Below are 14,952 nucleotides of genomic sequence, written 5' to 3'. Positions count from 1 at the left end.
GTGCCGTAGGTGCCGGTCATGCGCGCGCCGGGACCGCGCCGCATCGTTCCCGGGTCACTTGGCCAGGGCCGTGCGGAGGAACGCGAGGATCTCCGCCTGGGCGGCCTCGGCCTGTGGTTCCACGCCGGGCATGGTGAGGAACGCGTGCCTGGCTCCCGGGTACTCGGAAAGCCGCACGGGCGTCCCCGCCTCGCGCAGCCGCTCGGCATAGCGGCGGCCGTGGTCGGCCAGCGCGTCCTGGGTGGGCACCACCACGAGCGCCGGGGCGAGCCCGCTCAGGTCGTCCGCGTACAGCGGTGAGAGTGCGCCGGCGTCGGCTCCCGGCGGGACGGCGAGCCGCTGGACGAACCGCAGTTGTGGCAGGGCCCGGCTCGGGCTGTACGCGTACTCGGTGATCGAGGGATGGTCGAACATCGTCTCGGTCACGTCGACCGCGGGGTTGACCAGCACCTGCGCCTTGAGGTCCAGGTCGGCCTCCCTGGCCCGGATGGCCGTCAGCGCGCTGATCAACGCGCCACAGCTCTCGCCGAAGACGGCCGCGCGCGCCGGGTCGGCGCCCCACCGCGCGGCGTTACGGACCACGTGCCGGAGCACGTCCCAGCCGTCGTCGGCGGCGTTCGCGAGAGGGCTGTCGGGGGCGAGGAGGCGGTGCTCGACCGAGACGACGAGGGCGGGCAGTTTCGCGGCCAGGTGGCTGTTGGTCCAGTCGCACTGCACCGCCGTGCCCACGAAGCCGCCGCCATGGACATGGACCACGAGCGGCAGGCCGGCCGGAGGCGCGGCTTCGGCTTCTCCCGTCGGGGCCGGCCGGTAGACCCGGACCGTTAGGTCGCGGCCGGGCAGCGCGATCTCCTGCCAGACGATCGCGGCGCCGGTGTCCGGCTCACCGAGGATCGCCCGCGCCGCGCCGGAGGCCCGGAAGCGGTTCTCCGCGTCGCGGTAGGCGATGAGTTCCTCGGCCGTGATCGCCGAGAAGTCGGGCTCCGGAGGCCGTGTCGCGGTAGTGGTCTCGCTCATGTGTCCTTCTCCCCTCCCGGCCGGATGCCGGGGCCGTTGTGGTCGGACCGTGCGTTGTCCCCATTATGCACGCGGTGCGTGCATAACCAAGTGCACAGGTAGGATGAGTTCGGATGAGAGGGGCGAGATGACTGGCCGAAGGCGATGGTCGACCGAGGAGATCCTGGACACGGCGGCGGAACTGCTGCGCACGAGCGACGCCGAGTCGTTCAGCGTGCGCAAGCTCGCCGCAGCGCTCGGGACCGACTCCTCCAGCCTCTACCGGCACTTCCGCAACAAGACCGAACTGCTGCGCGCGGTCGCCGACCGGGTCCTGCTGGCCGCCATGGAGGGCTACCGGCCGGCGGGCGACTGGAAGCAGCGTGTCACCGCCCTGGCCATGCGCCTGCGCGAGGCCTTCGGCGAGCAGCTCCAACTCGCCGCGGTATGGGGACGCTACGGGTCCGGCGGCACCGGATCCCGGTTGGTCATGGAGGAATTGCTGCAGGCCCTGCGCGCGTCCGGCCTGCCCGACGAGGAGGTCCCGGTCCGGTATCACCGCATCGTGATCCTCCTCGCGTCGCTGATCACGTCCGAGGCCGGTGCCGGCGCCATCGCTCCGGAGGAGTACGAACAGGGCATGGAGCAGTTCCGCGTCGCGGTGCTCGGCGCCGACCCCGAACGCTTCCCCGCCCTGGCCCACTTCGCCCGCGACGTCCGCCCGCTCGGAGCGGACCGCCGCGCCGCGTTCGAAGAGATCCTCGCCGCCCAACTCGCCCACATCGAGGCCCGGATCCCCTGACGCGCCGGATCGCGCGTGCCGCGTGGTCGCGGCGCTGCCGCGGGGCCGGTGCCGGAGGCCTGGTGCGCGAGCAGCGGCCGGGCAGGCCGATGTGGTCGTACCGGAGCGAGGAGGGCCGGTGGTACGTACGGCCGTGCGGACCGGGCCCGCCCAGCCGCCCGCCGACTGGGCGGCGGGTACTCCGGGCGCGGAGCGCCAGGCCGGGCACCCCGGCCGCCGACACGGCTTCCGTCGATATTCCCTGACAGTTTCTCCGGATGTGTAGCGGATCTGGGCAACTTCTCGGATTACCTGTGCGTCGTGTCTGTAGTCGGGCCGTTGGGGCAGACGGTCCGGGTTGAGATGCTCAGGCAAGGCGGCCACATGGTGCAGGCGGAAGAGGGCGAGGGCCGGGACTCTCTGGCGTCGGCAGAGGTGTCCGCGGCGTTCGGAAGCAGCGAGGAGATCGCCGGGGCGCGCGAGTTGGCCCGGTCCTTCCTCGAGGACGTACAGGCGGTGCACGGGCTTCCGGTGTCGGACCGTGTGATGGGCATGGTCCAGCTGGTGGTCAGCGAGTTGGTGACCAACGCCCTCAGACACGCTCCGGGCCCCTGTCTGCTGACGCTGGGGATCGGCGACGGCGCCGTGGACGTGACGGTGTGGGACAGCGATCCGGTGATGCCGGTCGCCCGAGCCGCCGATCCGGGACGGGTGGGGCAGCACGGACTGGAGATCGTCATGGCCGTCTGCCGGAGCTTCGAGGTGCATCGCGAGCCGGTGGGCAAACGGATCAAGGCGGTCGTCATGCTGGCCGACGACCCAGACGGGGAGGCGGCCGGCCACCAGGTCGGCTGAGACGCCGCGTGAGGGGCTAGGCCCCGGGGCGACTTGCGCCTCGGTACCGTTCGGTCGGCTTCGCCGCGCCGCCGTCCGCGCCGCGTGTTCGCGTCGCCCTGTCGGCCGTAACCTCCTCTCCCTCGGCCTCGTTCCAGTAGGTGGGCATCTCTGTCGCCGGGGAGTACGAGGAGGGGCGGGCATGGGCCGTCGGCCGCGCGCAGTCCGTACGTTCATCGCCGTCGCCATGGCGGGAGTTGTCGCCCTGGCCGGCGGCACGGCCTCCGCCGCCGCGCCGGCCGCGGTTCCGGCCGGACACCTGGTGTGCCAAGGCGCGGTCATCCGCTGCGTGCAGGACGCGCGCCGCACCCTGGAGGGGATCCGGGACCGGCTGGGCTGCGACCACCGCGCGCCCTTCCCCGCCATCTACGTCCACCTCGAGCGCTCGCTGGAGGCGGCGGTCGCCGACGGCGGCGCCTTCGACGAACCGTCATGGCTCGCCGGCAGCCTCAACACCGGCTTCGTCAACCTGTACCTCGACGCTTACGAGGCCGACCGCGCGGGGCGCCCCGTCCCGGCCGCCTGGCACGCGGCGTTCACGGCGGCGCGCACGGCCGATGTCAACGCCGGGCAGGACGTGCTCCTGGGAGCCAACGCGCACATCCAGCGGGACATGCCGTACGTCCTGGCCGCCCTCGGCCTCACCCGTCCCGGAGGAGGCACGCGCAAGCCCGATTACGACCGTTTCCAGACCGTCCTGGACCGGGCCTACGGCTCAGCCGTCCAGGACGTCGCCGGTCGCTACGACCCGCTGGTCGCCCTCGCCGACGACCGCTGGAACCCCATCGCCGGTCTTACCGCCCAGCAGCTGTTCCGCACCTGGCGCGCCCAGGCGTGGGAGCATGCGCGGCAGCTCGCCGAGGCTCCCGACCAGGCCGCCCGCGACCGCGTCATCCGCGGGATCGAGACGAACGCCGCGCAATGGGCACAACTGCTGGGCACGGTCCGCGTCCCCGGTTACCGGAGGATCCGCGACGACTACTGCCGGACGCGTACCGGCGGCGAGCTCGCGCCGACCGTACCCATGGAGAACCCTCGGTCTTTGACCGTACCCGTATCGAGGAAGTCGAGGACCAGCGGGGACGCCGTGGTGCGGAACTCCTCGAAGTAGGCGTGCCGGGCACCGGGAATCACGTGCGACCGCGCACCGGGGATGCGTGCCGCGAGCAAGGAGGCGTTCGCGGTCGGGTTGAGGCGATCGTCACTGCCGTGCAGGACCAGGGTGGGGGCCTGCACACGGGGAAGCGCGTCCCAGGCATCGTGCCGGTCGCTGGCGAAGAGATGGCCGCGCCGGGCGTGCGGAGTCATGGCGGGGTCGCCGAGCGTGTGGAAGGGACCCGGATTGTCCGCGAGCCAGGCCGGTGTGTACATCAGCTGGAGCAACGCGTGCCGGGCCTCGGCAGGGTCCGGGTGGGCCAGTGAACGGCGTACGTCGTCGGTGCGCTCGATGCCGTGGCGGCCACCGGGTGAGGTACAGCCCAGGACGAGGGCGCGGACCCGCCCGGCGTGCTGGACGGCCAGTTGCTGGGCGACCCGGCCGCCCATCGACGTACCGTAGACGTCGGCTCGGTCGATGCCGAGTTCGTCGAGGACGCGGACGACGTCACGGGCGAAAACCGACGTGCTGTACGGAAGCCGCGGTGCGTCGCTGTCGCCCGTGCCACGGTAGTCCAGCGTGATGGTGGTGCGGGCGGGGTGGAAGTCGCCGCGGACCCCGTCCCACCAGCGGTGGTTGTTGGCCTGTCCCGCGAGCAGCACCAAGGGGGATCCGGAGCCTTGGACCTGGTAGGCGATGCGTGTTCCGTCCGGCGTCGTGGCGTACGGCACTGAACTCCTCCTGGCGGTCCGGGCGCTGGGGCGCGGCCATGCCGGGCAGGTCCCGCCCGCGCGCTCCGAACCCGACTCCGCCTCGTGTCGATCCTCCTGCGAGCAAGCGTACGGCGGTATCCCCGTCGCTGTACGGAAGGGAGCCGTTCGAAGGCGGCGAACGCCTCCTCCGGCCGCGCCCGGTGCTCCCGTGCCACCTCGTCCACCGGCTCCCTGGCACGGTGGCCGTCTCGGGGCCGCGCTGGTTGCGCTCAGGCGGTGCGACGGGCCTTGCGGCGGCGTACTGCGAGGGCGGTGCCGCCACCGGCGGCGACCAGCACGGCGGCCGCGCCGGTGATCGCCGCGGTGTCGTCGCTGTTGCCGGTCTCGGTCAGGCCGGAGCCCTCGGCCGCCGCCGACGGAGCGCTGTGTGCCTTCATGGTCTTGCGGATCCAGCCCGCGTAGGCGGGCGCGCTGGTGTAGAGGCCGGGGCCCTCGGAGCACGGAACCTTCGGAGCGCCGGGACCCGAGGTGACGCCGATCAGCTCCCAGCGGCCGTCCCGGCCCTTGTGGACCTGCGGTCCGCCGGAGTCCCCGAAGCACGCCATGGCCTTGGGCACGGTGGTGATCGTGCACAGCCGGGTCCGGTCCGCGTAGCCGGGCGCGCACTCGGACTCGGCGCCCCTGCGGGTGCTCAGTTCCCGCAACCGGTCCGGGAACTCGAACTCGTTGTCGACGGTGGTGCCGAAGCCCAGGAGCCGGGTCGGTGTGCCAGGCGGCCCCGCCTGCTCGGCGATCTTGATGGGCCGCTGGGCGACCGGACGGTCCAGGCGTATCAGTGCGATGTCGTTCTTGTTGGCGGCCTTGTCGTCGCCGTTCACATAGCCGGGGTGGACGAAGGTGCGGTCGATCTTCCGTACGGTGCCGCCGGACTTGCGGTGGTCACTGCCGACCCGCACGATGCCGGCCGGCTTGAGGCCCTCGACCCGCACGCAGTGGGCCGCCGTCAGCACCCACTGCGGATCGATCAGCGATGCCCCGCAGTTCCCGTCACGTAGACCCTGGTCCGGGGCCGAGGCCGGGATGACCGCCATGAACGGGTAACTCTCGGTGGAGTCCGACCCGTTGACGATGGCCTCGGCACTGCCGGCCAGAACGGTGACGCAGGCCGCGGCGGCGAGAGCGCCGACTGCGGCGGTGCGGACGGTACGGCGGCGCGACGGCTCGAAGCTGAACACAGAGGATTCCCTTTTGCTTGGTGGATCCGTATGCGTTCAGCCTCGTGGTCCGAGGCATGCGCCACCATCCGGGCAACGGGTCGGTCGGGGGTGTGGCCAGCCCTTCCTTCGTACGGGGGAGAACCGGGGCCGGAGTGCGGCTGGCCGGGCGTGCGGGCGAGGATAAGGAGAGACAGATCGTCGTCGGAGTGGTTACGATGCCTGTGATGATGAACTTCTCCTCGTACGGATTGGGGGAATCGTCCGCGCAAGGTGATGGCTGATGGCACATCACTTCGCGAACGAGTTTCCGTCCCGCCTGTTGATGTGGCAGCGCGTGCGTGAGTACGCCGTGCCACCGTCCATGATCGAGACCGCGACCGCACGGCGTGCGGTCGGTGACTGGGCGGGGGCCTGCGCCGCCGCCCGGATCGATGTCGATCTCGATCTGCGCGCCGTGCGCGACCGCCACGGCACCGACCTCGTCCACCGCCTCCGTGCGGATCTACGGCGGCTGTCGCCGGATCTGCTCCGCTGGCACATGCCCCGCATCGCTCCCGACGGGCGACTCAGGCCCGGCCTCACCCTCTCGCTGGCCCGTTACCGAAATTCCGGCGCCCTGCCACTGGAACTGGTGGTGCGGACACCACCGGCCTGGGCGGACGCCGGACAGCGGATGTCCCTTGCCTTGTGGGAGGGGTCTGCGAACGGCGCACCTCGGCACCACCCGCATCCGCATCCCGACCGGCGTTTCCGGCTCGACCTGCACCGGCATCTCTGGGACGCCGGCCGGAGCGGCGAACTGGCGTCGCGGTGCGGCGCGTACGGAGCACCAATCACGGCACCGCCCGACCTGCCCGGCGGGCGCGGTCGGTCCGCTCCGCCGGACCCGGCCGCCGGACCCGACGCCCCGTGGGCGCTGGGGCGTTGGGCCGCCGAGGCGGAACTGCTGTTGCGGGCCGAGGGGCGCCCGCGCGGGGCGTTCACCGTACGGCTCGCTGCCCGAAGCCGCGCCGTCCTCGAACTCGTCGCCCCGGACGACAGCCACGCCCCGTCGTTCCGGCCGCTGCGGGAGGCGTTGCCACCGCAGGAGGCCGCGGCGCTTCCGGTGCTGCCGGAGGCGGCGGCCCGGGTCCTGCCGGACCTGGAGTTGCTGCGGACCGGGCTCGTCACGGCCGAGCGGCTGCATCCACTGGTCGCCGCGGCGCTGCCGGTGTCCGGCCCCGCGGCGGTGTCCGGCCCGGCCGCCGAGCCCGGTGACCCGCACCGGGTGGCATGCCGGGGCGAGGTCCACCGGATCGCGCTGCGGAACGGGGTGCTGGCGGCGGTCGATCACGACCCGGCCGAACTGCGCAGGGAGGAGTTGCTGGTGGCGCTCGGCGGGCCGGCGCTGCCCTGCCTGCGAGCCATCGACGCGGTGCACCGCACCCCGGAGGCACTGCCCGCGGTCCGCGAGCGGCTCCGTCACGGTGACGTCGCCGGGGCCCTGGCCGTGGTCGAGGGTCTGCTCGGTCCCGCCGCGGTCCTGCGCGACGGGCCGCTGCGGAAGGAACTGGAGTCGGCCGCGGAGCGCCGCGTCGACCACGGGCTCTTCCGCTCGGGGCTGGTCGCCGTGCACCCCGCGGCCGGCGCGGCGGACGGCGGGACCGCCGCGGGCGGAAAGCACACGGCGGCGGACCGCCGTCCCCGGCTCGACCGCCGTACGCCTGCCGAGACGCGCCGCAAGCGCGCCGGCCGCGGCCGGCCCCGCACCGGCCTGACCTGCTGACCTCCGCGTAAGTCCCGCACCGGTACCGCGCGTTCGGCGCCGTACGCCCTCATGTCCTCAGGAACGGGCCGTCCCGTCGCCGTTCCCTTCTCCCACCCAGGTGATGCCCATGTCCCTCAGCACCCTTCTGTCCGAGCCCGCCCCCGCTGCCGCCGACGCCTCGGAAACCGGCGCCCAGCTGGCCCTCGCCGACAACCTCCTCACCCTCCTGCGGACCACCACCACCGAGCCGCGCCCCGACGAACAGCTCGACGCGCTCACCCTGGCCGTCGCGGCCGACCTGCCCGTGCTGCTCTGGGGCGAGCCGGGCATCGGCAAGACCGCTGCCCTGACCCAGCTCGCCGCCTCCCTCGACCTGCCGCTGACGACCGTGATCGCCAGCGTCCACGAGCCGTCCGACTTCTCCGGGCTGCCCGTCGTGGGCGACGACCCGGCGGTGCAAGGGGTGCCGATGGCACCGCCGCAGTGGGCCGTGGAACTGGTGCGGGCCGGGCGGGGGTTGCTCTTCCTGGACGAGTTGTCCACCGCCACTCCGGCCGTCCAGGCCGCCCTGCTCCGGGTGGTCCTGGAACGGAGGGTCGGAGCGCTGCAACTGCCGCCCGGCGTGCGGATCGTGGCTGCCGCCAACCCACGGGCGTCGGCGGCGGACGGATGGGAACTGAGCCCGCCGCTGGCCAACCGGTTCGTCCACCTGCACTGGGTGCACGACCGGGACGTGGTGGTGCGCGGGCTGGGCGGGGTCTGGCCTCGTGCGCAGCTGCCCCGGCTGGCGCCCGAGCGGCTGCCGGAGGCGGTGGCCTTCGCCCGGCGCGCGGTCTGCGGCTTCCTGCGGGTCCGGCCGACGCTGATCCACCGGCTGCCGAGCACCGAGACGCGGCGCGGCGGTGCCTGGCCCTCGCCCCGCAGCTGGCAGGCCGCGCTGACCCTGCTGGCCTTCGGGACGGCGGCCTCCGCCTCCCGCGAGGTGCTGGCGCTGCTGGTGCGGGGCGCGGTGGGAGACGGCCCCGGGCTGGAACTCCTCGCCCACCTGGACCGTATGGACCTGCCGGACCCGGAGACGCTGCTCGCCGAACCGGCCTCCGCCGAACTCCCCGAGCGGGGCGATCTGCGCCAGGCGGCGCTGGAGGCGGTGGTCGCCGCCGTCGGGGCACGCCCGGAGCGGCAGCGGTGGGAGGCGGCCTGGTCGGTGCTCGTCCGGGCCATGGAGACCGGCACTCCGGACCTGCTGGTCGCCCCGGCCAGGACGCTGGCCGCGCTGCGGCGTGACGACTGGCAGGTGCCGGAGGCGGTGGAGCGGCTGGCCGGAGTGGTCGGTCTCGTCCGGCGCGCGGACCGGTCGGTGGGCAGGGCCACGGCGGCCGAGACCGGGCGTGCGACGGGTGTACGCCGATGACGGGGCCCATGCGGGACTCCGTGTCCGCGTCCCCGCGCCCGCTGCCGCGCCCCCTGTCCCCGCCCCCGGCGCCGCGCCCGGTGCGGGCCGCCCCGCCGCAGCCGCCGGCCGGATCCGGCGGACCGGGCGGCCGGCCCGGTCTTCCGCTGGACATGGAGAAATTGCTGGCCGCGAGGCTGCACGCGGTGAGGGTCCGTCCCTATCTGGCCGACGCGCTCTTCGCGCTGCGCATCGTGGCGGACCGGTCGGTTCCGACGATGGCGGTGGACGCGCACTGGCGCTGCTACGTCTCGCCCGGCTTCGTGGCGCGCACCCCGGTGGAGGAGCTGGCGGGCGTCTGGGTGCACGAGGTCTCCCATCTGCTCCGCGACCACCACGGGCGGGGCGAGCGGTATGCGCGGGAGCACGAGGAGTACGGGCCGGGCGAGCGGCTGCGGCGGAACATCGCCGCCGACTTCGAGATCAACGACGACATCTACGGCGACGGCCTGCCCCTGCCCGCCGGAGCGGCGCTGCCGTCGCTGCTGCGGCTGCCCGACGGGCTGCTGATGGAGGAGTACCTGCGTTCGGCGTCGACGTCCTCTCTCGCCGCGGACCTGGCCTGGCTGGACTGCGGCAGCGGTGCCGACGGCCAGGAGCGGCCGTGGGAGCCGGGGCCCGACGGGGCCCACGGGCTGACCAGGCAGCAGCGCGACGCGGTCCGCTTCCGGGTGGCGGAAGGGATCAAGGGCAAGCCGGGCGACGCGCCCGAGGGCTGGCGCCGGTGGGCGGACGAGGCGTTCCATCCGCCGCAGCCGTGGCGGCAGTTGCTCGGGGCGGCGGTCCGCTCGGCAGCGGGTGCGCCGGGAGCGGGTGAGGACCACAGCTACCGGCGTCCGTCCCGGCGCTCGGCGTCCGTCCCCAAAGTGGTGCTGCCGAGCCTGCGCCGTACGCCGCCCCGGGTCTGCGTCGTGATCGACACCTCCGGGTCGGTGAGCGACACCGAGCTGGGCAGCGCGCTGCTGGAGGTGGCGGCGATCTCGCGGGCGGTGGGCGGTCGGCGCGACCTGGTGTCGGTGATCTCCTGCGACGCGGCGGCCGGGATCGCCGTACCGCTCTGCCGTGCCGAGAACATCGAACTGGTCGGCGGCGGAGGCACCGACCTGCGCTCCGGCTTCGCCCGGGCGCTCCGCTCCCGGCCGCGCCCGGACGTGATCGTCGCCCTGACGGACGGCCAGACACCGTGGCCCTCCGCACAGCCGCCCTGCCGTACCGTCGTCGGTCTCTTCCCCCGTCCCGCCCGCGACGTGCACGAGGAGGACCCGGACTACGCCCCGGACACCCCGCCGCCCTGGGCCCGGGTCGTCACCATCGGCTGAGGCAGGAGCGGTGACGCGGAACCGCCGGCGGGAGCGGAGGCGGTGAAGCCGCATCGGCGGAGCACGTCGCGGTCCACTGCGTCATGGCGTTCAGGTCGCATGGGGGGCGGGTCACATGAGCTTGCGGCGGCCGGTCTCCCTTCTGAGCGCACCCACGTTGATCGGCTGGAGGATGACGGTGATCGCGCCGACCGAGAAGTGCTGCACCGGACCGCCGGTGTTGCGCCCGTGGAAGCTGCGCGGCAGCGCCTGTCCGTTGGTCGGGTCCGTGCCCGACGTATACATGTCGACGATGCCCTCGTGCCCCTGCCGGGCCCGAGCGTCGTTGCCGTCCGCGGCCTGCTCCACGGTGATGCGGTCGTCACCGTCCTCGGCGACCACCGCCGCCACGTGGTACGGCCACCCGCTGGCGTTGTCGGGCCGCTCGTAATTCCCGTGCCACGCGGTCTCCACGATGGCGAACGCCTGGCCGGGGGCCGGCCGCTCCTCGCCGTTCGCGTGCGGGCCGCCGGGCCTGGCGTTCGCGTACGCTGTGGCGCCCTGCGCGTTCTCCTCGTCACCCAGGCCGAACTGGTGGCCGCCCAGGGCGAATTCACTGGCGTCCTGCCCCAGGGCCAGCCGCTGCTGGTGCATGATCTCCTCGGCGGTGTGGGCACAGTCCGCGAGGAAGGACGTCTGCGGCTCGTACTCCGCGTACGTGCGCCCCGCGATCTCCCCGCTCTCCCCGGTCGGCGAGCAGTACCGGGGCGCCGGGGCGCCCTCCGCGACCCAGATGACGGTGGTGTCCGCCCCGGGATCGACGGTCATGAGATAGAGGCCGTTCTCCGAGATCCGTGCGCGCCCCAACTCCGCGGTGGTGACCTCGGAGAAGCGCTGGAGGGTCGTCGCGTCGGAACCGCGCGCCGAGCGCCGGGCCACGGCGTCGGTTTCGCGCTGCACGGGACCACTTCGAGGGTCCGGGGTGTGCCGGGCGCTCTGCTCGGGGGTCCGCCGCATCACCCGGACGGCGTTGGCCTCGGCCTCGCGCTCGAAGCGGTCGCCGGGGTCGGAGACGCTCAGTCCCGACCCGTTGTCCGTACCGGCCACCGGTCCCTGGCGCTGCTGGATGACGTGCGTCAGCTCATGGGCGAGGGTGTGCTTGTCGCCGCCGCCGTCGCCGAGGACGACATGGCTGCCGGAGGTGTAGGCACGCGCGCCCACCTCGGCGGCGGAGGCGCGGGCCGCGGAGCCGGTGTGCAGGCGGACGTCGGAGAAGTCGGCGCCGAGGCGGGACTCCATTTCCTGGCGCAGCGGTTCGTCCAGCGGATTGCCCGGCGTGCGCAACACGGCGTGCACGGCGGAGCGCTGCACAGGCTCCGCCGTGGGCCGTTGGTGGCCGCAGCCCGCGCCGTGCCGGTGCCCGTCCCGCTGGAGCATACGGACGACGGCGGTGTTGCCGACGGTGCGCTGCAGCCTGAGCAGCGCACCGGGCACCGGGCCTTCCGGCCGCGCGGCCACGTTTGTGGCGGAACGCTGCGGCTGCTTCTCGCTCTTCATCGGGTCTTGCGCGCGCATGGGGTTCCGTTCGTAGGGCCGGCAGTTCGCTGTGCTCCTGCATACCCTGTGCAGCCGGTTCCGGGCGAGGGGCGTACGGCCACGATGCGGTTCCGGCGCCTCGTGACGCGGACGGCGGGCATCGCCGGCACGTGCCGGCGATGCCCTGGATCGTCCCGGTCTCGCGCCGGTCCCCGGCTGTGACCCGTCCCGGCGGTCAGCCGCAGCGGCCGGCCGGCCGTTTACGCGTGACCACGTCGGTGGTGCCCGTCGTCGAGTCCAGCCACACCGCCTGGCTGCCGGCGACCGCCGCGGGGTGCGTCTGCGCGCCGCGGTTGCAGGAGACACGGCCCTTGTAGGTTCCCGGCGCGCCCGGAACACCGGCGCTCGCGAACTGGTGCAGCTTGGGAGTCGCCTCGTTGGTGAGACCGCCGTCCGGGTCGTAGGCGAGGACCGTGGCGCTGTCCTCGGAGACGGTCATGTCGTAGGCGTACAAGGCGTCCGGCCCGGTCTCCGGGCTGAGGTCGACCGCGTCGGAGCCGTCGAGGGCGGCGCGCCGCACGGCCGTCTTCGCGTCCGTCTCCTCGGCCGTGCCGGAGAGGAGCCAGAACAGGTGCGTGCCGTTGACGGCCGTCGGGCCGAGGCTCACCGTGTTCGGGTATTGCTGGACCACCGTGGACTCGCCCGTCGCCACGTCGACGACGGTCATCCGCCATTCGTACACGGCGCGCGTGAGCGCCACGCGCTGCCACACGCGGAAGAAGACCTTGCCGCCGCTGACCGAGGGCGCGTACGCCCGCCGGTAGGTGCCTCCGCCGAACGTGACGACGTTCGCCGGGTCCTTCAGGCTCAGGTAGGCCACCGCCGACCGTCCGCCCACGTTCGCGAAACTGAAGGCGACCACGTCCCCGTCGACGTCCGTGACGCTTCCTCCGCTGCGGCCGGACCACAGCTTCTTCACCGGTCCGCCCGCGAGCGGCCTGGCGAGGACCTCCACGCCGCCGGGCCCGTACGCCTGCCAGACCACCGTCTTGCCGTCGGTCGCCGGATTGACGTGGTACCGGCCGTCGTTGGGACTCATGAGCCTGGGCGGGGACTTGCCGTCGGCGCGTCCGGCCCACACGGAGTACGGTTCGGAGCCGTCCTCGTCGGACTTGGCGGCCGTCCACCAGCCGCCGCCGGCGCCCAGGCCGGTTCCGGTGGTGTTGATCCGGTCCAGGAGCGGCTCGGAGTCCGCACCGAGGGCCAGTTCCCAGCCGGGCACGATGCCGTGGGCCGTGAAGGCGCGGCGCAGTGTTTTCAGATCGTGCGCCGAGGCGCCCAGGTCCTTGGCGGCGGCGAGCACCGCGGCCCGGCCCTCGGTGAAGCCGTCGAGCGGGGTGAGGTACTCGGTCAGTGCCCGGTAGACGATCCGGTCGGCGAGCCCCGCGCCCAGTCCTTCCCGCGCGTCCCAGAGCGCGCCACCGAAGATGGTCGCGTTGTGGTGGACGCCGCCGTTGTCGTTGAGGAAGTCCAGACCGAGGAACGAGCCGGTGGTGGTCCGCCCGTCCCCGAGGTCGCGCACGGCACAGTCGCGAGGGCTCTTGGTCCGGCACAGGCGTTCGCCGAGCAGGCCGGAATCCGGGTCGTCCGCGGGCAGGCCGTACACGTCCGCCTCGATGGCGTTGCCGAAGTAGTCGGCGATCGCCTCGTTCATCGCTCCGGACTGACCGGCGTAGACGAGGTTCGCCGAGTGCTCGATGACGCCGTGCGTCATCTCGTGCCCGACGACGTCCAGGGCGGCGGACAGCGGCAGGTACTCCTCGTCGCCGCCGCCGTAGACCATCTTCTGGCCGTCCCAGAAGGCGTTGACGTACGGCTGCCCGTACTGGGTCACGCCCACCAGCGAGTCGATGCTCATGCCGTGGCCGTCGAGGCTGTTCCTGCCGTGCCGGTCCCGGTAGTAGTCGTAGACCCGGGCGGCGGCCCAGTGCGCGTCGACGCCACCGCTCCCGGTGACCTCGGCGCTGAACTCCTTCGAGGAGGAGGTGAATTCCGCCAGGCCCGGCGGCCACTGGCCGCTCACGTCACCCACCATCAGGTCCCGCGCGTCATAGGTCGCCAGGAAGCGGTCGGTGTACTCGTCGTCGGGAATGCGGTCGTCGTCGCGCAGCAGGTAGAGGCCGCGTTCGTCGTCGTGGACGACTCCCAGGCCGACCGTCGTGCCGTCCAGTCTCACTCCGCTGCCCTGCTCCTCACCGGCCGAGGCCGGCGGTCCGGCCGGCTCCGCCGGTACGGCGTCCCGGGCCGAAGGCCCTGCGGCGCTCTGGTCCGGGGCACCGAACGTCTTGATACCGCTGTACTGCAGGACCGGATAACCGGCGTGGGCGTCTACGTACACCTCCTGCAGCACGGGGGTTCCGTTCGCGGGGTCGGTGCCGTGGACGGTGACGTGCCGGGTGAGCACGCCGCTGCCCTTGGGTACGACGACCAGGCCGCGGTCGGTGCCGCGCAGCGGCGACTCCTCCTCCTCGCCCTCGCGCGGTGCCTTGGCGAGACGCCGGCCGTCGAGGTCGTCGAGGACCCGGGAGACGGCCCGTTCGACGGCGAGTTCCCCGTCCACCTCGGCCGTCGTGCCGGTGGTCAGACCGGTGAAGTACTTGCCCGAGGTGCCGGTGACGACCCGTCGGCCGTCCTGCTTCTCCATCCGGACGACGTACTGGCCGCCCAGCACCGGCACGCCGCGGTGACGCTGCTGGAGCCGGACGGTCTCCCGCCCCTGCGACGCGGTGACCGCCCCGGGCACCAGGTCGCGCTCCGCGTGGGATATCCGGTACCGCTCGCGCTTGCCGTCCAGGTAGGCGCGGGCGGCGTCCGCGGCGCCGACCTTGGCCGGTGCCGGCTCCCGGATGCCCTGGACCAGGGCCGGAGTGTCCGTGTCCGGTGCGGGAACCACCTGGCCCGGCGCCCGCGGGGGCACCGTCCCGGTCACGGCGACGGCGGGCAACGTCCCGACGACGAGTGCGGCGACGCCCGTCAGCGCCGCCGCACCCGCTAAGCCGCCCAGCCGCGCTCCGCGGCCACCCTCGCGGCCTCTGCCTCCTGGTCTGCTCCCCGCTCTCGCATCGTGACGCACCGTTTCCAACCCCCCACTTGTCGGTGGCGCCGGCGGCGCAGCGCCCCGGCAGTAGGTCATCGAAGCGAGGATGAGCCGGGGCAGCAATGAG

Annotated in this window: 10 protein-coding genes and 1 pseudogene; 6 read left to right on the top strand and 5 right to left on the bottom strand. The window is 73.4% G+C overall.

Features of this window, described 5'->3' with window-relative positions:
- Nucleotides 1-54: 54 nt before the first annotated feature.
- The gene (locus SCK26_RS01400; protein WP_318199363.1) at nucleotides 55-1,017 is read right to left on the bottom strand and encodes an alpha/beta hydrolase; all 963 of its coding nucleotides are present in this window, start codon (nucleotides 1,015-1,017) and stop codon (nucleotides 55-57) included.
- Between the two features lie 127 nt (nucleotides 1,018-1,144).
- Here SCK26_RS01400 and SCK26_RS01395 point away from each other — a divergent pair, with 127 nt between their 5' ends.
- The 3 genes and pseudogenes from SCK26_RS01395 to SCK26_RS01385 all read left to right on the top strand — a co-directional run.
- The gene (locus SCK26_RS01395) at nucleotides 1,145-1,798 is read left to right on the top strand and encodes a TetR/AcrR family transcriptional regulator (protein ID WP_318199362.1); all 654 of its coding nucleotides are present in this window, start codon (nucleotides 1,145-1,147) and stop codon (nucleotides 1,796-1,798) included.
- Nucleotides 1,799-2,161: 363 nt separating this feature from the next.
- Complete coding sequence (locus SCK26_RS01390; protein WP_318199361.1) at nucleotides 2,162-2,632, top strand: ATP-binding protein; 471 nt, start codon at nucleotides 2,162-2,164, stop codon at nucleotides 2,630-2,632.
- A gap of 181 nt (nucleotides 2,633-2,813) precedes the next feature.
- Nucleotides 2,814-3,599 (top strand): annotated as a pseudogene (locus SCK26_RS01385) (DUF5995 family protein); the annotation flags it as partial.
- A 50-nt stretch (nucleotides 3,600-3,649) separates the two neighbouring features.
- Here the strand turns inward: SCK26_RS01385 and SCK26_RS01380 are convergent.
- Together SCK26_RS01380 and SCK26_RS01375 are read right to left on the bottom strand one after the other, a co-directional pair.
- The gene (locus SCK26_RS01380; RefSeq protein WP_318199360.1) at nucleotides 3,650-4,498 is read right to left on the bottom strand and encodes an alpha/beta fold hydrolase; all 849 of its coding nucleotides are present in this window, start codon (nucleotides 4,496-4,498) and stop codon (nucleotides 3,650-3,652) included.
- A gap of 251 nt (nucleotides 4,499-4,749) precedes the next feature.
- Nucleotides 4,750-5,715 carry a serine protease gene (locus tag SCK26_RS01375; RefSeq protein WP_318199359.1) on the bottom strand — a complete coding sequence of 322 codons (966 nt, stop codon included), beginning with the start codon at nucleotides 5,713-5,715 and terminating at the stop codon, nucleotides 4,750-4,752.
- A gap of 262 nt (nucleotides 5,716-5,977) precedes the next feature.
- Here SCK26_RS01375 and SCK26_RS01370 point away from each other — a divergent pair, with 262 nt between their 5' ends.
- The 3 genes from SCK26_RS01370 to SCK26_RS01360 all read left to right on the top strand — a co-directional run bounded on the left by SCK26_RS01370 (nucleotide 5,978) and on the right by SCK26_RS01360 (nucleotide 10,213).
- Nucleotides 5,978-7,462 (top strand): hypothetical protein, encoded by a 1,485-nt coding sequence (locus SCK26_RS01370; RefSeq protein ID WP_318199358.1) that lies wholly within the window; start codon nucleotides 5,978-5,980, stop codon nucleotides 7,460-7,462.
- Between the two features lie 109 nt (nucleotides 7,463-7,571).
- Nucleotides 7,572-8,855, top strand: coding sequence for a MoxR family ATPase (locus tag SCK26_RS01365; protein ID WP_318199357.1), 1,284 nt, complete (start codon nucleotides 7,572-7,574; stop codon nucleotides 8,853-8,855).
- Nucleotides 8,856-9,007: 152 nt separating this feature from the next.
- Complete coding sequence (locus SCK26_RS01360; protein WP_318205886.1) at nucleotides 9,008-10,213, top strand: DUF2201 family putative metallopeptidase; 1,206 nt, start codon at nucleotides 9,008-9,010, stop codon at nucleotides 10,211-10,213.
- 111 nt (nucleotides 10,214-10,324) lie between these two features.
- On the opposite strand, the gene SCK26_RS01355 is transcribed toward SCK26_RS01360, so the two are convergent.
- The gene (locus tag SCK26_RS01355; RefSeq protein WP_318199356.1) at nucleotides 10,325-11,767 is read right to left on the bottom strand and encodes a DUF4157 domain-containing protein; all 1,443 of its coding nucleotides are present in this window, start codon (nucleotides 11,765-11,767) and stop codon (nucleotides 10,325-10,327) included.
- A gap of 196 nt (nucleotides 11,768-11,963) precedes the next feature.
- A complete protein-coding gene (locus tag SCK26_RS01350; protein WP_318199355.1) occupies nucleotides 11,964-14,732 on the bottom strand; it encodes a M4 family metallopeptidase in 2,769 nt (922 codons plus the stop codon).
- Between the last annotated feature and the right edge of the window lie 220 nt (nucleotides 14,733-14,952).

Origin of the sequence: Streptomyces sp. SCL15-4 (assembly GCF_033366695.1) — a bacterium.
GTDB lineage: Bacteria > Actinomycetota > Actinomycetes > Streptomycetales > Streptomycetaceae > Streptomyces.
Note: the sequence above shows the minus strand (reverse complement) of the source record. Positions and strands in the feature narration are given on the sequence as shown.